Annotated in this window: 17 protein-coding genes; 15 read left to right on the plus strand and 2 right to left on the minus strand. The window is 31.7% G+C overall.

Annotated features, from left to right (window positions below; translation table 11 throughout):
* Positions 1 to 99: 99 nt before the first annotated feature.
* Positions 100 to 1,695 carry an endo-1,4-beta-xylanase gene (locus tag ABD077_RS16305; RefSeq protein ID WP_343913315.1) on the minus strand — a complete coding sequence of 532 codons (1,596 nt, stop codon included), beginning with the start codon at positions 1,693 to 1,695 and terminating at the stop codon, positions 100 to 102.
* 297 nt (positions 1,696 to 1,992) lie between these two features.
* On the opposite strand from ABD077_RS16305, the gene ABD077_RS16310 reads away from it, so the two are divergent.
* From ABD077_RS16310 to ABD077_RS16375, 15 genes are all read left to right on the plus strand, one after another.
* Entirely contained in the window at positions 1,993 to 4,371 is a 2,379-nt protein-coding gene (locus ABD077_RS16310; protein WP_343913316.1) for a peptidoglycan DD-metalloendopeptidase family protein, read from the plus strand.
* A 39-nt stretch (positions 4,372 to 4,410) separates the two neighbouring features.
* Complete coding sequence (locus ABD077_RS16315; protein ID WP_343913317.1) at positions 4,411 to 5,280, plus strand: TolB family protein; 870 nt, start codon at positions 4,411 to 4,413, stop codon at positions 5,278 to 5,280.
* Positions 5,277 to 7,082 (plus strand): N-acetylmuramoyl-L-alanine amidase, encoded by a 1,806-nt coding sequence (locus tag ABD077_RS16320; protein WP_343913318.1) that lies wholly within the window; start codon positions 5,277 to 5,279, stop codon positions 7,080 to 7,082. Before ABD077_RS16315 ends, ABD077_RS16320 begins: the two co-directional genes overlap by 4 nt.
* 378 nt (positions 7,083 to 7,460) lie before the next feature.
* A complete protein-coding gene (locus ABD077_RS16325) occupies positions 7,461 to 8,276 on the plus strand; it encodes a hypothetical protein (protein WP_343913319.1) in 816 nt (271 codons plus the stop codon).
* 568 nt (positions 8,277 to 8,844) lie between these two features.
* Positions 8,845 to 9,699 carry a hypothetical protein gene (locus ABD077_RS16330; protein ID WP_343913320.1) on the plus strand — a complete coding sequence of 285 codons (855 nt, stop codon included), beginning with the start codon at positions 8,845 to 8,847 and terminating at the stop codon, positions 9,697 to 9,699.
* A 385-nt stretch (positions 9,700 to 10,084) separates the two neighbouring features.
* A complete protein-coding gene (locus ABD077_RS16335) occupies positions 10,085 to 10,294 on the plus strand; it encodes a hypothetical protein (protein WP_343913322.1) in 210 nt (69 codons plus the stop codon).
* A gap of 450 nt (positions 10,295 to 10,744) precedes the next feature.
* Entirely contained in the window at positions 10,745 to 12,055 is a 1,311-nt protein-coding gene (locus ABD077_RS16340; RefSeq protein ID WP_343913323.1) for a hypothetical protein, read from the plus strand.
* Positions 12,056 to 12,220: 165 nt separating this feature from the next.
* On the plus strand, positions 12,221 to 12,388 hold the full coding sequence (locus ABD077_RS25265) for an avidin-fold protein (protein ID WP_486303262.1): 168 nt from the start codon (positions 12,221 to 12,223) through the stop codon (positions 12,386 to 12,388).
* Between the two features lie 790 nt (positions 12,389 to 13,178).
* A complete protein-coding gene (locus tag ABD077_RS16345; RefSeq protein ID WP_343913324.1) occupies positions 13,179 to 13,316 on the plus strand; it encodes a hypothetical protein in 138 nt (45 codons plus the stop codon).
* A 177-nt stretch (positions 13,317 to 13,493) separates the two neighbouring features.
* A complete protein-coding gene (locus ABD077_RS16350; RefSeq protein ID WP_343913325.1) occupies positions 13,494 to 13,715 on the plus strand; it encodes a hypothetical protein in 222 nt (73 codons plus the stop codon).
* 243 nt (positions 13,716 to 13,958) lie between these two features.
* On the plus strand, positions 13,959 to 14,162 hold the full coding sequence (locus ABD077_RS16355; protein ID WP_343913817.1) for a transposase: 204 nt from the start codon (positions 13,959 to 13,961) through the stop codon (positions 14,160 to 14,162).
* Between the two features lie 313 nt (positions 14,163 to 14,475).
* Positions 14,476 to 15,411: a helix-turn-helix domain-containing protein gene (locus tag ABD077_RS16360; RefSeq protein WP_343913326.1), complete on the plus strand. Its 936-nt coding sequence runs from the start codon at positions 14,476 to 14,478 to the stop codon at positions 15,409 to 15,411.
* Between the two features lie 83 nt (positions 15,412 to 15,494).
* On the plus strand, positions 15,495 to 16,457 hold the full coding sequence (locus ABD077_RS16365; RefSeq protein ID WP_343913327.1) for an NAD-dependent epimerase/dehydratase family protein: 963 nt from the start codon (positions 15,495 to 15,497) through the stop codon (positions 16,455 to 16,457).
* Between the two features lie 11 nt (positions 16,458 to 16,468).
* The gene (locus ABD077_RS16370; protein WP_343913328.1) at positions 16,469 to 16,888 is read left to right on the plus strand and encodes a DUF2147 domain-containing protein; all 420 of its coding nucleotides are present in this window, start codon (positions 16,469 to 16,471) and stop codon (positions 16,886 to 16,888) included.
* Between the two features lie 49 nt (positions 16,889 to 16,937).
* Positions 16,938 to 17,972 (plus strand): MBL fold metallo-hydrolase, encoded by a 1,035-nt coding sequence (locus ABD077_RS16375; protein ID WP_343913329.1) that lies wholly within the window; start codon positions 16,938 to 16,940, stop codon positions 17,970 to 17,972.
* Positions 17,973 to 18,590: 618 nt separating this feature from the next.
* Here ABD077_RS16375 and ABD077_RS16380 read toward each other — a convergent pair.
* Entirely contained in the window at positions 18,591 to 18,842 is a 252-nt protein-coding gene (locus ABD077_RS16380) for an integrase core domain-containing protein (protein ID WP_343913330.1), read from the minus strand.
* Positions 18,843 to 19,011: the final 169 nt, after the last annotated feature.

Raw genomic sequence — 19,011 nt, forward strand, 5'->3', positions numbered from 1 at the left:
CTTTTTCTTTGTAATTACAAACCTTTGTATTAAGGTACAGAATAATTTAGTACAATATTTGTGTCTTGAAGTTTTTAAAACACTATTGCTAAAAAGATTTCATTTAAGGTAAACTTTTTTTGTTTGAATGTGTGCGTTTTCTTCAATTCTTATTATATAAAATCCTTTTGAAAATTTACTGACATCTATAGAGTTTTTATAATTGTTTGTTTTTTCTGAAAAAACCAGAACTCCATGAATATTCATGATTTGAACAATCCGATTTTTTATCATATAATTAAAATCTACGTGTAAAATTTTTATTGTTGGGTCATAATAAGAATTGAACGTATTTTCACGCGCCAAGTTGCTTTTTTTCCTGTTATCATTTTGACTAAAGTCAATATATCCTGCACAATGTAAATACTCAGAAAACTTACCATTACCACAACCATTATCCCAAGCGCCAGTATTTAGTTCTCTCGACTCAGCCTCAATTTTATTACCCAATGTTCTAAGCCAATTAATTCTTAAATACCTGCCAGAGCCATAATCATTTTCAAATGTAACCTTTATACCTAGATTATTAGAACTAGATTCGTCATTAACCAAAGCGTAGTAATTCTGAAAATTCTTACCATTACCTGATTCATTTAGCTTAACTTTTTTTATAATTTTTTCATCTTTACTGATACCCATTATAATATTTTCACCGTAGCACTTAGCTCTAACTTCAATCAAATAATTAGAAAATAAACTTACATTTCTACCTCTAAGATATGCTATTAACCAATTAAACGAATTTCTTTTCTTGCCATTAGTATACATAAGAAAAGAATCGGTTTGCCAAATATGCTTTTTCTTATAACCCCAGAAAGTGATACCTTTTATGGCAGGATGTTCCCAAAAAATCCTAAAATGAGAAGCTAGAACTTTCTTTTGAAGGATATCATTCTTTTGGTTTAAATCAAATTCTGTTATGTAGATTGGTAGATCATTATGCTCTAAATAATCTAAAGATTTTTTGACTATAGATGGGGGGACAGTTTCTAAAAAATGTGCTTGAACCCCTATGCCGTCAATCAAGTTGCTTTGTTTTAATAAATCAACTACTTTGTTATATTCAATTATTCTTTCATCTCCTTTCAGAATTCTGTTTTCATTAATAATAAGTCTACATTCTTTTGGGGCATATTTTCTGGCAATAGAAAACATAGTTTTTATCCAAGTATAATTTTCAGTTCCTCCTAAAGCTTCCATTATTATTGCAGGTGGAGGATTGTCGATTGGTTCATTAACAACCTCGGCCATTTCTGTTTTCGGATATCTATTAAAGAAATCTTGAATCCATTCCTCTAATTCAGCTTTAATTTCTTCCTTAGGAAGATCTAATAGCCATAATGGAGTAGTAGATTCAGACCAAAATAAAAATGCATGTTGTTTAAAAGGTATATTATTAGAGATACAGTAATTATAAATTTCATCTAGTGTAGTCCAATCATATTTGTCTCTTTCGATTTCTACTAAACCATGTTTTCCTGCATTTTCTGGGGTAGCTTGATTCCAGAAGTTTTTAAAATAAGAATCATCTTCCATTCCATTATTAGCATAACCTCTCAAAATATTTCCAATAAACTTTTCTTCGTTTTCTAAAATTTGAGAATGTGACTTTAGGGATAGAAAAGTGAGGGTAATAAGAACAATAAATTTTAACATTGTGTACGGAGTTAATTTACATAAAATTAAAGTTTTTGGTTTGATTCACGTTTACGAAAATTGCGCATACATTAAAAAGTAAACGCTGAGAGTGGAATTAAATAAAAAAGCATTTTTAATAAAGCACACACAAATATCAAGGATGCTGAGATACATGACAACATTAATTTTGCCCTTTGTTAACTAATTTTATGACAATTTATGAATATTAAAAAAATACTTTTTTCGTTTCTGTTTTTTATAATAGGTTTAAATTTTTATGGTCAAACCTTATTATATAAGAACAATAATCAATTAATGAGTTTTGATTCTTTTACTGGAGAAACAAGGCAAAAACTATCTGTTGACCTTGTCAACTCGGTACAAGTATCAATTGATTCAAAAATTTACTCAAGTGATTTTTTAAAATTAAAAAAGTCTAAAACTATAGAAACAGTTTTTTTTATGGGATTGAAAAATCCCTATAATGAAAAGGAGTGGATTTACATTGAGAGACCAAGATTTGGCAAAGGATTTTCTTTAAAATCAAAAAATTTGCTAACTAACGAAGTAACGATGCTATATGCCAATAGTAAACAAGGTATAATTGGTGAGAATGGATATTCTGAAGGTGTTATCAATGAAAGAAAACTAGCCTTTATTCCTGTTGGTTGGACGAATAATAAAGATGAAATATATGTTGAGTTTAGATTTTTTAATTCTGCTTTTGAGCACGAGGGGATTGGAATATTTAATCTCAGGACAAAAAAAATAAGAAAAATTGATTTGCCGTTTACATATCATCAAACACCTTTAGTATCTCCTGATAGAGAAAAGTTATACTTTGCGGCCTCGTTGCAAAAGAACGATAATAGAGTACATGGTCATTCTAATTGGCTGTTAGAATTTGATTTGCGAAATAACAAATTAAAGTCAATTTTGAAGGATAATAAAAGTGTAATAAACTTAATAGGGTGGAAAGGTAGTGTATCAAAAAGGTCTCAAGTAAGTATTTATAACAAAGCGCCAAGTACAGTATATCATTTACCTTGGCAAGATGGATTAGAAAATGTTGTGTCAAGACATGGAACGCCTCCTCCTCCTCCCGGGCATAACCCTAGCAGGGCTTGGACGGGACGCCCATTTACGGGACAACATGGGCAATTAGCCACAGATTATGCTACAAACCCTTCTGGTGACGAGATAGTAGCAGCCTCAGGTAAAGGAAGGGTTGTTTATGCTCAAATAGATGGGAGTTTAACATCAGGTTTTGGTAGGCTGGTAATTATAGAACATCCAGATGGCGAAGAGACATATTACGCCCACAATAAGAGATTTTTAGTTTCTGTAGGACAACAAGTTGAGAGTGGTCAGCCAATTGCAATCGAAGGAACTTCAGGTGGATCTACGGGAGACCATATACACTTTGAGTGGAGAACCAATGGAGGGGGGCTTCGATTACAGAGAACATTTCAGGACGGAGGTCATCCAAGAAGAAATTTTTGGTATAGGGCAAATAGAGGTCAAAACCCTTCTTCAGATAACGAATCTCCAGTTACATCAATGACTGCTGTGGGAGGTTCAATACAAAGTGATGATTTTACTATTAATTTCAGTGATAGTGACAACATAGGTGTAACGGGTCGCTATTATCAGGTTTTAGAGAAGTATGGAGACACTTATTTGGCAAATCGCGGTAATGGTTTTTTTAATGACAACTATGGTTCATTTTATAGTGGATATCAAAAGATAGGAGGGTCGTGGAGTATTTCTAATAATCATTTGTTACAATCGGATATTTCTTTAGATAATACCAATCTGAGCTCATTTTTGTCACAAACATCATTAAGGCCTTATTTATATGAGTTTGATGCTCGCATTTTGTCTACAAGCGGTCCTAGGAAGTTTGGTTTACATATTATGGCATCAGATGTGCGACAATCACAGCGAGGTAATTCTTATTTAATTTGGTTTAGTGGAGAGGATAATAAAGTACGAATTTACGAGACTATTAATAATAGACTTTATTTTAGAGCCATAGGTGACGTATCATTAAACAATCTTTATGCAAATTATAAGATAGAATATAACCCTTTAGATGGCAGAGTCAATGTTTTTAGAAACAACAAGCAGGTTTTGTCTTGGCAGGATACTACGCCAATTAAAACGGGAAGTGGGATTTCTTATAGGACCAATTCTACCAGAGTAGAGTTTGATGACTTAAAGGTTTACAAACAAAGGAGTAGTAGTGCCAAGATTACAGTTGGTTCTTCTAATATAAATGATGCGCGTACCAGAAATGTTAAGATAAAAAGTTTAGCAAGAGATAAAGCAGGTAATTGGTCTAAGAGAGGTAATTTAGATGTTGTAGTTACGACAAACAGGAGTCAATCTACAAATCTTTCTACAACTCCAGAAGAACTAAGAAGATCAGCTTTAGGTTTTACTGTTTATCCAAACCCTATTAACGGGTCAAATTTTTATATACAACACAAAGGGGATGTAGATTCAGATCTTGATGTAACCATATTAGATCTTACTGGTAAAAAAGTTTTAGAGAGACATTTTGATTATCATTTACAAGATGTCGAATTAATAGATTTAAGTAAGGAAGCATCTTTATTAAAATCAGGACAATATTTTATAAAAATTACTACAGATGATACACAAGAGATCATAAGTGTAATTAAAAAGTAATAACTCAAAATTTAATATAGTTGCTAACATTCAAATAATATGAAATCGATTTTAACTAGAATAACATTTAGTTTGCTCTCTTTATTTATTTACAAGGGATTTTCTCAAAACCAAATAACGGATATATATTCCATAAATTTTTCAGACGAGTTAACATTTCCAAAATGGTCTCCTAATGGATCTAAAATTTTGTGTACTGACCATCATAATTCTAAATTATATATAATTGATTTAAAGTCTGAAGAGGTAACAATGATAAAAGAAAAGGAGGGAATCGGTTACATGGCGAATTGGTCTGCTGATGGAGATAAAATTATTTATAGAGATAAACCACTAAATGGATATTTTTCGGATTCTAAGGCAAAAAGCTTAAGCTTAACAGATGGAGCGGTAAGAAATGAAATTAATATAAATCCGCAAAATACTAAAGTAATGAATCAAAAGAATAAGAATTTACAAATTTATATTAATCCCGAAACACTTCAATTAGAAGCAAAAAATACTGATACCAATGTTGTTAGGAAGATTTCAAATGAGGTAGGACAATACTATCACTGTTTAGTCTCTCCTTCTGGAAACAAGGTAGTAGTTCATGAGGGTTCTTCAATCTATCTATACCACATATACGATAAAAAGAAAAGAGAATATTTAGGTGAGGGTATTGCAACCTCTTGGTTGAAAGATGACAAAGGAATAATAACATTTGAAGATAAAAGTTCAGACGGACATAATATTACTGCCTCAGAACTTTATATGATTTCATTAAAAGATAAAAAAAAGGTTCAATTAACGAGAACAAAAGACAGGATAGAAATGAACGCTGACGTATCACCTGATGGAAAAAAGATTGTTTTTTCAGATGAAAAGACTGGTAAGTTATTTGTTGGTAATTTAAAATATAGATTATGATTTTTAGAAAAAATATATATACTCTTGTTCTTTTAATGTCTTTTTTCTACTTCAATTCTATAGCACAAGTTATAGTTATAGATCCGGGCCATGGTTATGCAGTTGATGGTTCTAATCCAGATGGTAGGACAGATATTGAGCACTCAACAGCTTTAGCAGTTGGACTTAAACTTAAAGAAAAAATTGAAAGTAGATGTAATGGATGGACAGTTAGATTAACTAGATCAACTAGAAATGGTCATTTGAGCTTAGGTCAAAGAAGAGCTATTTCAAATAATTGGAATGCAGATAGGTTTATAAGTATACATTGTAATGCTGGAGGCGGAACAGGGACCGAGACCTTTTGGTGTAATAGGAGTAATTCGTCAGCTTCGTCGAATTCTAGGTTTTCCAGGGACATACAAAACCATATGGTAAATATTGGTAAGTGGACAGACCGAAGGTCAGTAGAAGATGCTTCTTTTATTTTTCATCTAGGTGTTTTGACTAATAATAATGCAATAGGTGTTTTGAATGAAATAGGTTTTGTGGATTCGCCTGACGCTAATAAATTATTAAGCAATAATTGGAGAGACACTTTTGCAGAAGCATATTTAAAAGCTTTAGAAAGTGATTTAGAAAGAACCTGTGTACTAGAAAATTCAGATTATGAATCTCCAGTTACATCAATGACTGCTGTGGGAGGTTCAATACAAAGTGATGATTTTACTGTTAATTTCAGTGATAGTGATAACATAGGTGTAACGGGTCGCTATTATCAGGTTTTAGAGAAGTATGGAGATACTTATTTGGCAAATCGCGGTAATGGTTTTTTTAATGACAACTATGGTTCATTTTATAGTGGATATCAAAAGATAGGAGGGTCGTGGAGTATTTCTAATAATCATTTGTTACAATCGGATATTTCTTTAGATAATACCAATCTGAGCTCATTTTTGTCACAAACATCATTAAGACCTTATTTATATGAGTTTGATGCTCGCATTTTGTCTACAAGCGGTCCTAGGAAGTTTGGTTTACATATTATGGCATCAGATGTGCGACAATCACAGCGAGGTAATTCTTATTTAATTTGGTTTAGTGGAGAGGATAATAAAGTACGAATTTACGAGACTATTAATAATAGACTTTATTTTAGAGCCATAGGTGACGTATCATTAAACAATCTTTATGCAAATTATAAGATAGAATATAACCCTTTAGATGGCAGAGTCAATGTTTTTAGAAACAACAAGCAGGTTTTGTCTTGGCAAGATAGTACACCAATTAAAACGGGAAGTGGGATTTCTTATAGAACCAATTCTACCAGAGTAGAGTTTGATGACTTAAAGGTTTACAAACAAAGGAGTAGTAGTGCCAAGGTTACAGTTGGTTCTTCTAATATAAATGATGCGCGTACCAGAAATGTTAAGATAAAAAGTTTAGCAAGAGATAAAGCAGGTAATTGGTCTAAGAGAGGTAATTTAGATGTTGTAGTTACGACAAACAGGAGTCAATCTACAAATCTTTCTATAACTCCAGAAGAACTAAGAAGATCAGCTTTAGGTTTTACTATTTATCCAAACCCTATTAACGGGTCAAATTTTTATATACAAAATAAAGGGGATGTAGATTCAGATCTTGATGTAACCATATTAAATCTTACTGGTAAAAAAGTTTTAGAGAGACATTTTGATTATCATTTACAAAATGTCGAATTAATAGATTTAAGTAAGGAAGCATCTTTATTAAAATCAGGACAATATTTTATAAAAATTACTACAGATGATACACAAGAGATCATAAGTGTAATTAAAAAATAAAAATTTTTGGATAATTATTGGGAGAGGGTATGTGTATTGATTAGAATATTTTAATCATAATGACTTTAGAAATCTTATAAAGGATTAAGCTAGTAGTGATTGGTGTGGTCTTTATTAAAATTAATATTTAGAATTCATTTGAGATCTTCAGAAGATACTTATACTGTTTTGCATATAGATGTTATTGCAATATCGTTTTTTTTGGGATTTTGAAAGTTTTCCTTACCCCTTCCTCTTATCTTATATACTACATCTCCAGAACCTAAAAGCATAAAATAAAGACAACTATTTTAAAACAAGTGTAATAATGATAAAATTGTATGTGTATTAATAATCTAAATTCGCACTCTAATTTTGTTAATTTAAAATACACACACAATGAAAAATCATTTCATTAATTTATTTTTGGTAACGACCATATTGTTTAGTTGTCAGAAAGAAGATATTGATATAACTGAGGAAACAGGAGATGCCAAAATTGAATACTTAGCTAAAAATTTCTATGAACCACAGGACGAAAACAAAATTCATGAAATAGTTAATGCTTACAATGAATTGAATTATGAAGAGATGAAAAAATTCATCAATTATTCATACACTAACGATACTGAAAAAGGAATGTCTGTAGAAGATGCAGCACTAAAAAAATCGTTTATGTTAGAATTGAATGAGCTTTCTTACTCTAGAGCTGGGAAATCTTTAGCATTAGTCGATGATCAAAACGCTGATGCATTTTTTGAAGAATTAAGCCAAAAAGAAAAATATAAAACGTTCTTTGAAAATCAAGATAATGATGTTTCATCAAAAACAGCTAGATGCTATGGTGGAAATTGGTATAGGTCAAAAACACTTCCTTGGGTAGGAAATAGTGTCTATTATATCAATTGGCCTGTTTATGCTAATAGTCGAGTAAATTTTCAAGGAACTTCTTCTGATTGCGACTATTTATTCAAATCACAACCTTATAATATTTATTATAAAACAGGAGCAATTGTTGCACAAACACCGGCAGCTGCAAACGTATTCGCTTATGGAGGAGAACTAAGAGTGCCTTGTAGAGAACCTCAAATAAACTCGCGAGAAGCTCAATTAGAATTTTTATTAGGATTTGGTAGAGTTGCCAGATATTATTCATTTAATGGAGGTTGGAATACATTCGCAAGTCATGTTAAAATATCATTGGTAAGAAGATAAAGGTGCATCTTTATTTACCTACAAGTATATGGAACTTTATAGGTATGAACCAACTAAGTAAATATACTCTTAGCATTATATTTGTATCTGTTCTTATTTTGTCATATACCGTATATACATATCACATTACAAACGTGCGTGGTTAATGGTTAACGCAAGATATTTTTTAAAGTCACGCTGTCTACGTTCTTTATGATAATTAAAAAGCACAAATCGACTAATGGGGATATTGATAAGCCCTGTTAGTATGCTTTGTATGTACTGCCTTTTTTATCAGAATTGACTCTCTCAATGGGATGTCAGCTTAAACGAATCTTAATATGAAATAGCTCATGTATGCGCTTTGGATAATAAGATTATTGGATAAAGAGATGAATGTTAATCTGTCAAATTGATTTTCTGCAATTAAGAATATATCAAGTTATTTTCAATTTAAATTGATAGACTATATTCTTAATCAGGAGTTTACTTTTAAGCATTTTTATAAAATCAATGGCATTATTTATAAATGCCCTACACATATATTTTATTTATTTGCGTTGCTAAAATTATCTTAAAATCTGTAATCATGAAAAAAATAATATTAATATTCTCAATTAGCCTTTGTTTGATTTATTGCTCGACAGAAGAAATAGAATTTACCCATAATTCAGAAAGCAAAGTAACAACAAAACTGAGTTCGCTAGGTATTACATCACTAATTTTAATTGATGCTGAAACTGATACTGAACTTTTTCCTATAGGCGAATCTACTATCTTAGATTTAAGTAAACTGCCTAAATCTCTTAATATTAAGGCATTGACTACAGATAATGTCAGGAGTGTTAAATTTGAACTTAGAACTAGTTCAAGTTTTATTAAAATAGAGAATACAAAGCCATATGCTCTTTTTGGAGATAACCCAAGGGGTGATTTTAATGGTGGACTTTTGGCGCCAAATAGTGATGGAGATAATATTATAATCGTTACTCCTTTTGCTGGCAGAAATGCTACAGGACAATCAGGTACATCTCTAAGATTAAATTTAAATTTTATAAATCAAAATTCTTCACAATTGAAGATTACTTCATTATTTCTAGTTGATGCAGATAATAATGATATTTTATTTCCAATAGGGGAATCTACTTTGATTGATTTATCAAGATTACCGCAAAATTTGTCTATAAAAGCGAATACTTCTCCAGATCAAGTTGGTAGTGTAGTGTTTGAACTTGATGCTATACCTAATTTTAGAAATATAGAAAATACAGCTCCTTATTTATTATTTGGAGATTCCCCTAGAGGTAATTTTATTGGAGGAAACCTTCCTTTAAGCTCGACTGCTAATGGTAATAATATTATTAGTGTTACTCCGTATTCTTCACGCAATGGTGAAGGGACAAAAGGAGAAACATCAAGAATCCAATTAAATGTAATTAATTAAAATGGGAAAATGGGTACAATTGTGAACGATGTAATTCAACTGTCTACACCAAAAGGCAAATAACCTTGTAGCCGTCGTTGCAGTAAATGTTTTTGAGACCGAATCTACTACAGCAGCAACTTTATTCCACAAACTTTAGTTATAAACTTAAAGTTTTTGCAATGTTCTAGGAGATTTAGACCAGTAAGAAAGGAACAAATAGTATTTGGTTCTGAGAAATTTTTGGTCTGAATCAAAAAAAACAACATGGGCATTTCGTCAGAAAGTACATTTATTTATTAAAAGTAGAGAACGATACCCATTAGAAGATGAAGCTCATGTTGATGAGTTCGAGATAGGTTTATTTCAAAGCTAAGAAAAAGAAAGGAGTAAAAGTGATAAGAAAATGAAGATTGTGATTTCTTTTGAGCATAGCGATGGTAAATCAGAAAAGGGCTATGCTAAAATTATAGTCGATTATAGCCTCAAATCCTTAAAATCATTGTTTGATACTAGTACAAAAAATGGCGTAAGTATATTAGTCGATGGTTTGTCCCGTTATAATCCAATCAAAGAAGAATATCCTGATTTGAAACAAACTTTATCAAATAAATGAAAGAACTTTAAAAACTGGTTGAGAGGAGTACATTCTTATTGTAATAAGGAATATCTGCAAAAATATATCTATGAATTCAACTAAAGATAAATTCGCCTAATTGTTGGAGAAGTTCCAAATATTGAAAAATAAGTCGTACTTCTCCAAGAGAATTTGGAATGGAGTCTTATGCATCTTCAAACGGCAACAATGACACAATGATAAATAATATAATTAATGATAGAATAATTAATCACAGATAGATAAAATTGGGAACAAAACAATTTATATAAAAATAAAACCTAACGCCAAGAATATATAAAATAGAAGGATTTTTACTGATTTTAAGGGCTTTGGCTGGTTTCAAACTTTTGTTCTACGTAAAATTTAGTACTTCAAAACCGCTTCCTAATTATACTAAACATTGTGCGCAATATAAAAAAATAAATACTTAAATAAAAAAGAAATTATATGTCAGCTTTATATAGCATTTTAGTCAAAGAAATGGAAAACAAAAAAATAATTCTGGATATCAAAGTGATTCATCCAGATAGCATGGTGATTCCTGCTTCTCCTGGATTCGCATTGTCAATCATTCACAGTCGAGCAGAAAGAAATTCTCCCATTTCAGAAGAAGTTTCTCTTGATTTAATTTTAAATAAAAATTGGATGGCAAAGTATGCTCGTGGTTTTATTTTGGATGTAGATGTAGAGATAGAAAACTACCCAGGTGATGAGATGATACGTGACTATGCCAACCAGTACTGGGAAAATGTAAATAATTGGTTAAGAGGTGATATGACTGTGCTAGTATCAGACTCAGAATGGTTACACCATCTTCAGGTTGGTGACAAATGGGAGACAGCTTCATTTGATCCAACCGAACACTATGAAAGTTGTGATCCGATTATTTCTGAAGATACTTCTATTAAAATTCAAGCTTCAACTACTTACGATATTGAAAATGGTCTGATGCCAATGTGGAAATATATGGCTAGCGGTTACGCTTTAGCTTCAGAGTCTGATATTTTTGAGATACCAAAATACCCTGTCAATTCATATATAACGGATCCAGATGGTCAACCCAAAGATGGACAAGATATCATGGATTATGTTAAGGATAATATAGGAGAAATGTTTGTTTCACGTAATGAGATTGGTGTTTTGATGCGAAAGAAGGGTTTTCAAAATGACTTAGTACTCTTATCATGTAGAAGTAATTCGTATGGATATGGAGGTGCTTTAGACTTACTAGAAGACCTTACTAAGGTGGTTTTTAACAATAAGAAAAAAAGACTTCCTGAACCTCTTTCTTATCGTAAAATTCTTCAATACAGTGATCCTGTTATTATTGGTTCTAATATTACAGGTGTGAGTATAGAATATTCAGTTCTAATTTTTAACCGCGAATATCCCATTGAATTAGCCGATAAAAGAGAGGCTTTTAACCTTCTAATTCGACCGTTTGAAGATGAATTGAGATTCCCTCCTGATAATGGCTTGCCGATGATGATGACCTTAAAAGAAGTGATGGTGAAAGATAAGCTAGGAGGCTATGTATTAGATCCTAATGAGTCAATTATTGATCAATTTATCAGTGATTATGAAATCATTGAGATGCCTGATTTGAAATTTCCAGATCTTGATTCGCTTAGCAGAAAAGAGGTCGTTCAGAAATTTCAGTTCAATGCATGGCCAATAGTAAAAATTAGAATCACAGTGTGCAATCCAAAATTGCTAGAAGGTTATTCTTCAAAAATTCCTTTTGCTTATGGATTCTAGCGGTTATATGAATAGAACATAGCACAATAGAGAATATGGAGCGTGGATGACTGAAAGGATCCATGCTCCATATCCGGGTCGTAGCTGCCAATTAGAATGAACGAAAATTGAACCTAAACAATAAAAAATTTGTGACTGTTGAAAATGAAAGAGAATTATCATCAGATGAAACGATTTTTTTACTACTCACAAAAGGAAAAGACAATTACTAGAAAATATATAGGAAGGATAATCTTGGAAGGACTGATTATAGGAAAACAGGCTCAAGATTTAAAAATAGAACTTTTTTATTATTGCCTGACAATTGATGGTGAACTAAAAGTAGTAGAATGAAAAGGATTGATTTCAGAAACTAAAAATGAGAAACTGACATTGGAATTTGAATATAATTGGCTGAATGGTGATCTATCTGGAAGGAAATCGGAATATATAGAAATTGATTAAAAGACTAGCCACAACAATACTGATACACAATACTATCTGGGACGCTGATTTTTCCTACTTTTGGTAAAATCAATAATGAACGCGAAAAATATTATTCTTTCTGAAGAAGATGCTTCTGAAATACCTTCTGTGGTAAGAGAATATTATTATGTTCATATTTATTTGTATAGTAAGTAAAAAGATTGTTTTTACCCTAAATAATGGCAGCTTCTACAAAATTACATAGTTTCATAATCGTACAATTAAAGATCTTACAATGATTACGAATAAGTCTACTGTTTTTTTAAGATCTAGGAAGTTTTATTGTATCAATGATACTTGTCAGTTAAAGGTTTTTACCGAACGATTTTCTAAACATTTTTTCTCTACAAAGGAAGTGTATCTAGATAAGAAAAAGCTGCCTTGGATCTTGTTATTGAATCTGGAGACAAGCCTTCTGAGAGGATTGCAAAACTCCTTGAGTTTCCAATTAGTGACACTACACATTTAAGGATTTTAGAAAAGGAGAAAATATCTTTACATAATACCCCTGGAATTTTGGGATTTGATGATTAGGCATTTAAAAAACGAGATCTACATGAAACCATCCTGGTGAACTTGGAAAACAGAGGAAATGTTGACTTATTAACAGATAGAGAAGCTTCTACATTATCAAATTGGTTAGCGAAACACCTAGAGATTGAAATTATTAGCCAAGATCGATAAGATAAATATATTCAGGGAAGCTACCCAAGGAGCACCAAATGCTACTCAGGTAACGGATCGTTGGCATTTACTAAAAAATCTAAGGGAAGCAATTACCAAAATTATGTGTTGAGAATATAATAGATTAGGTAAACTTTCCGACCCAATTAAATCTTCTGCTCCAAAAAAAATAAAACCACCATTACCACCAAACAAACCACAGAATACTAAATCTAAATGGAGGTTTTTAGAAGTAAAAAGGATGCAAAAAGAAGGGTTCGCTATCAGGGCTCTCACAAGAAACCTTAACATGCATAGGCAAACAGTTAAAAAATATTTTGATAATGAAGAACTTTCAAGAAGAGTTTATAAGGAGAGACATATTATAACATATCATTTTAAATATATCAAATCTAGAATGGAACAAGAACCAGATCTTTTGTTAACAACGCTTTGGAAAGAACTTAAACAGCGAGGATATACAGATGCATATCGTACTTTATCCGAAGCACTTCTTTTCTATAGTATATGAACTAGTAAAAAGGCAAAACAGAAAAAGTTGCACGAAAACAAATTATATTTCTTCAAACTATCGAAAACAGCCTTTCTGTTTTTGAAAGACGAAAATAAGCTTTCCGAGATACAACAAAATCTGATACAAAAACTATGTGTTAAATCCTAAGAACTAGCAACTACTTTGACTCTAACAAGAATATTTAAAAGGATGATGAAGGAAAAGGCAGAGTATAATTTAGATAATTGAATAAAATCAGCAATCGATTCTAATATAAAAGAAATCCAATCCTTTGCAATGGGATTGAAGTCGGATTACAACGCTGTCAAAAACCCTATCGCACTATGTTGGAGCAATGGACCAGTTGAAGGAAGTGTAAACAAACTTAAAACCATAAAAAGACAAATGCACGGTAGAGGAAGTTTTCAATTATTAAAGAAGAGATTAATCCTAAATACATCTTAACCACCAAAAGTGGGGAACAACCTGCTGATTATCCTAATAATTGTCGAATTAGTCAGCAGATAAGACTATTTGATTTTACAGGTGGTGGTAATTTAGGGTTGTCATTGAGTTTAAAGTTTGGTAAAAATATACCTTACCTCAAAAAAAACTGTACAAATGAAATAAATTACCTGATCATAATATCCAAAAACAGGAAGAATTACTCCTAGGATATCAAGAAAAAATCACAACGGAGTCAATCGGACTTTTACATAAAATTTAATTTTGATTGCAGAAAAATGTATATTGAGAAAAATATATTTCTTAATTTCAAATGAATATACATATAGATATTACTAAAGACATAATAAATCAGTTTGTAGAACCCTTAAGTACTAAGGTAATAGATGATGAAATAACCTTTAATAATACCTTAGGTAAAGGACAAATTGAAAGACGAAACTTTAATGATAAGATTGAGCTTTTAAAATTCAGTTTTCAATTAAGCATACCGATTACCTTAACTTCTTCCAACCCCACTGATAGCGAGTACCTATTAATAAATATTAACCTATCTAAGTTTGGGGTACATAAAAAAGTAAATGATACCAGTATTTCAGTTCAAAGAAATTTACCAATTGGTATTTTATTTTATACCCCTAATATTGAAGTTTCTTCCACCTCTGCTACTAAAATGCCTTTTGAGATAGTACTCTTAAAATTTAAAAAATCATTTCTTTCAGAAATAGATTATGGTAATCTTACCATTTTAACTAACACAACAAAAGTATTGGTGTACGAGGATTTGGATATTGACTCAGAATCTTGTCTCAGAATAATTTTAAATCAAGAGAGTAGTAAACTAAAAGCATATTCCAAGATTCTTGAATTGCTTGATATCAATTTTCAAAAATTAGCAAAAAGGGAGGTAGAAGATAAGTATGAAGAATTACATCCGTTAGATTTAAAAGGATTATTTACTGCTGCGACACTTTTGAGAGACCCTATCATGGATAAAACATTTTCTATTGATGAATTGTCAGAGGTTGCCAATATGGGTAAAACTAAATTCAAAATGCTCTTTAAGCAAGTTTTTGGTTTACCCCCTATTTCATACAAACAAAAAATTAAGATGGAATATGCAAAAGAAAAGCTTAGCTCAAAAGAAATGTCCGCCAGTGAAATCAGTTACCAAATAGGCTACTCGCACCCATCTAAATTCACCATAGCTTATAAAAAATACTTCGGGGTATTACCCTCTTCCATATAATTTGGCTTGTGGAGTAAGCCAAACGACCTGATAGGATAATTGAAACCTACTTATTGCCAGATCTTTGTGAAAAAACAAAGATTATGAAGGTATTTATCACAGGAGGCTCAGGTTTTGTAGGGCAAAATATCATACCTATCCTCATTAAAAATGGGCACGAGATTTTTGCAATTTGTAGAAGTGAAAAATCGGCTAAAAAAGTCCAAACTCTTGGTGCAAAGGCAGTTTTAGATGATTTGACTTCGATGTCAACCAATACTGCAGAAGCATTAAAAAAATGTGATTGTGTATTGCACTCAGCCGCTCATATGGATTTGACCTATGACAAGGAGCCATTTTACAAAATCAATGTTGAAGCTACCAAAAAACTTTTACAATTATCAAAAGATAATGGTATTCAAAAGTTCGTCTATATCAGTGCTGCACCTGTTATACCGGGTTCACCTATCATTAACTGTACGGAAGCCGAAGCTAAGAAAGGACTACCATCAGCTTTATACCCAAAAACCAAAGCCATTGCAGAAAGAGCAGTTTTAGCTTCTAATACCAATGATTTTAAGACTATTTCGCTTAGGCCACCAGCGATTTGGGGTCCAAACAATCATCACTATGAAGATTTAATGTCGAACGTGGCAAGTGGTAAATGGCGATGGATTGGTGGAGGCAATCAAATTCTATCTACTATACATGTGAAAAATCTGGCTAATGCAATTATAGCTGCCTTTGATTCTGAAAAAGGTGGAGAAGCATATTTCGTGACTGATGGAGATAGAAGGTCAATGCGTACTACGTTTACGTCAATTTTAAAAGCTGAAGGATTAGACCCAGGATCTAAAGAAATACCACGTAGTGTCGCAGTTATTTTGTCTCACTTATTTGGAGGTATTTGGAAAATATTGGGATTAAAATCAAGACCACCTGTTATGCCACTTATGATTCGGTTAATGGCTACCGAATTCTCAGTTAATGACAGTAAAGCAAGAAAGCAATTGGGCTATACAAATGCCATATCGTTTCAACAAGGCGTTCAAGAATTAACTCAATAAAAACGAATATAATGAAAATATTAAGTTTATTAATAGCAACACTTTTACTATCTGTTAATGCTTTTTCCCAAGTAGAAGCAGATGATGTTATCGGTCAATTTTGGACTGAAAATAAAGAAGGTAAAATACAGATTTATAAAGAAAATAATAAGTACCTTGGGAAAATCATTTGGAGAAAAGATGCTCGTCTTGATATTGAAAATCCTGAAGAATCTCTTAGAAATAGAAGTGTTATCGGAATTGTTTTTATGAAAGATTTTGTTTTTGATGATGATAAATGGGGCGATGGTAAAATCTATTCTATAGATAATGGGAATACATATTCAAGTAAGATGTGGCTTGAAGAAGATAAAGATATCTTGAAACTTAGAGGCTTTGTTGGAATCTCTTTACTTGGCAAGACTGCTACATTAATCAGGGTCAAAGAGTAAACACCTTAAGCAAGGTATGGTGATAACATTTAGAAAAATAATAAAGCGAGTGGTTATATATATTTTCGGTTCTCTTTCAATACTATTATTAATTGGTATCGTGATTGGTTATTATTTTTCAGAAAAAGGATATTCTGGTCAAATATCGTCACATTTTGATGGGAGTAAATTTTTTAATCCAAATGGAAAAAGTGGTAACGGTATAAAAGAAGTATTCAAACTTATTCATTCTCGTAAACCTACAAAATGGATAGAAAACTATGAAACGTTTACTAGAGATACATTAATCAATGATAATCTTACTGATAGTCTTAGATTAGTATTCGTAAATCATAGCACATTTCTGATACAGGTAGATTCAGTTAATATTCTAATTGACCCTATCTGGTCAGATAGATGCAGTCCTATACAGTGGATGGGACCTAAAAGAAACAGACCCCCAGGAATAACTTTTAATAGCCTACCAAAAATAGACGTAGTACTAATAAGTCATAATCATTATGACCATTTAGATAAAAATACGGTCCTAAAACTACAACAAAAATTCACCCCACAGTTCATTGTTCCATTAGGAGTGTCACATTTTTTTAGAAGATTAGGTATTGAGAATGTAACTGAAATTGATTGGAATAAAAATATGAATGTAAATAATTTAAAAATTACTGCAATGCCTGCAGTACATTTTTCGAGTAGAGGTCTTTTTGATAGAGATAAAACACTATGGTGTGGTTTTATGGTTGAAGGTTCTAAAACGATTTACTATGCAGGTGATACTGCATACGATGATACTATTTTTAAAACCATAGGTGAAACTTTTCCTAATATCGATGTAGCTATAATTCCAATTGGTGCTTATAAACCAAATTGGTTTATGGCGCCCATTCATACAAGTCCTAATGAAGCTGTTCAGATACATTTAGACATTAAATCAAAAAAGGCTATAGCTACTCATTTTGGGACTTTTGCCTTAGCAGACGAAGGACAGGGAGAGGCTGGTGATGATTTAAGAAAAGCATTAGAGTATTATAAAATTCCAAGAGAACAATTCTTATTACCAGACGAGGGTGTTTTCTATACTTATTAAATGATATAAAGTTTATCTGTTAATAAAGATAACACGACAAACGTATCCATCCCTCTAAGTGCATTTCGATTTGATTTTGTTCAAGGCATATTTTTGCTAAAAACAGATTTGTCTAAAATCTCTATATCTAAGGAGATGCGCAAGCTAGTATAGCTGTATCAATTTCAGGTCAAATTCAAAAGGCATTCGCTCAATCTCGTGGTTTAACAGAATACAAATTATATTATTCGGTTAAGAAATTTTCAAAAGAAAGTACAAAGCTTTAGGAATTACTTCTTATTTCATACTTTTTTAAATGACCAATACAGAATCTTCTTCGAAGGTTATTATCATCTTTACTTCAGATGGTTGGAGGATCAAATTCTCATTTGATGTTTACTTTAAGTAGTTTGCTAAATTTTAAGCTGTATGCTCATGCTGTAGATATGAGAAAAAGTTTGCGTGCCATGAACATTATTTATTACATGAATACTGTATAATTTCCCCTATGTTTAGGACAGAATATTAAAAAAATAAGATGTTAATGATGTCGGAAGAGAGGGCTGGGGAGTGTAAACTTATAATTCTTAAGACAATCTATAATTTAAAAATATAGTCATTACTGATCCCATTGTTGGTTTAAACCAACAATGGGATTTTTCTTTTTCCAAATTCCCTAGGGCTTTCTCCACCTAAGGATTCATGTGGATGATTATTATTGTAATCGGTAATAGTTTCATCGGATATCATTTGAAACTGCTTTCGACTATGGAATAGATAAGCATCTAAGACATCTTCTCTAAATGTTCTATTAAATCTTTCTATGTAACCGTTTGCATTGGTTTTCCTGGTTCTGAATATATTGGTGTTATGTTTTTGTCTAAACACCATGTTTTGTATTGATTAGAGATAAAATCAGGTCCATTATCGGTACGAATATACTTTGGCTCTCTATAAAATATAGTTAATGGCTCTTCCATTACCATCCATATTTAACCGGATATTTCGATGTTTCATTACATAGTTGCTAAATTTCATTGCAGTAAACTTGCTACCTTGG

Source organism: Aquimarina litoralis, from assembly GCF_039523995.1.
Lineage (GTDB): Bacteria > Bacteroidota > Bacteroidia > Flavobacteriales > Flavobacteriaceae > Aquimarina > Aquimarina litoralis.

Coding starts and splice junctions, on each gene's coding strand:
- ABD077_RS16305 (WP_343913315.1), bottom strand. CDS start 1,695: ATGTTAAAATTTATTGTTCTTATTACCCTCACTTTTCTATCCCTAAAG.
- ABD077_RS16310 (WP_343913316.1), top strand. CDS start 1,993: ATGAGTTTTGATTCTTTTACTGGAGAAACAAGGCAAAAACTATCTGTT.
- ABD077_RS16315 (WP_343913317.1), top strand. CDS start 4,411: ATGAAATCGATTTTAACTAGAATAACATTTAGTTTGCTCTCTTTATTT.
- ABD077_RS16320 (WP_343913318.1), top strand. CDS start 5,277: ATGATTTTTAGAAAAAATATATATACTCTTGTTCTTTTAATGTCTTTT.
- ABD077_RS16325 (WP_343913319.1), top strand. CDS start 7,461: ATGAAAAATCATTTCATTAATTTATTTTTGGTAACGACCATATTGTTT.
- ABD077_RS16330 (WP_343913320.1), top strand. CDS start 8,845: ATGAAAAAAATAATATTAATATTCTCAATTAGCCTTTGTTTGATTTAT.
- ABD077_RS16335 (WP_343913322.1), top strand. CDS start 10,085: ATGAAGATTGTGATTTCTTTTGAGCATAGCGATGGTAAATCAGAAAAG.
- ABD077_RS16340 (WP_343913323.1), top strand. CDS start 10,745: ATGTCAGCTTTATATAGCATTTTAGTCAAAGAAATGGAAAACAAAAAA.
- ABD077_RS25265 (WP_486303262.1), top strand. CDS start 12,221: ATGAAACGATTTTTTTACTACTCACAAAAGGAAAAGACAATTACTAGA.
- ABD077_RS16350 (WP_343913325.1), top strand. CDS start 13,494: ATGCATAGGCAAACAGTTAAAAAATATTTTGATAATGAAGAACTTTCA.
- ABD077_RS16360 (WP_343913326.1), top strand. CDS start 14,476: ATGAATATACATATAGATATTACTAAAGACATAATAAATCAGTTTGTA.
- ABD077_RS16365 (WP_343913327.1), top strand. CDS start 15,495: ATGAAGGTATTTATCACAGGAGGCTCAGGTTTTGTAGGGCAAAATATC.
- ABD077_RS16370 (WP_343913328.1), top strand. CDS start 16,469: ATGAAAATATTAAGTTTATTAATAGCAACACTTTTACTATCTGTTAAT.
- ABD077_RS16380 (WP_343913330.1), bottom strand. CDS start 18,842: ATGGTGTTTAGACAAAAACATAACACCAATATATTCAGAACCAGGAAA.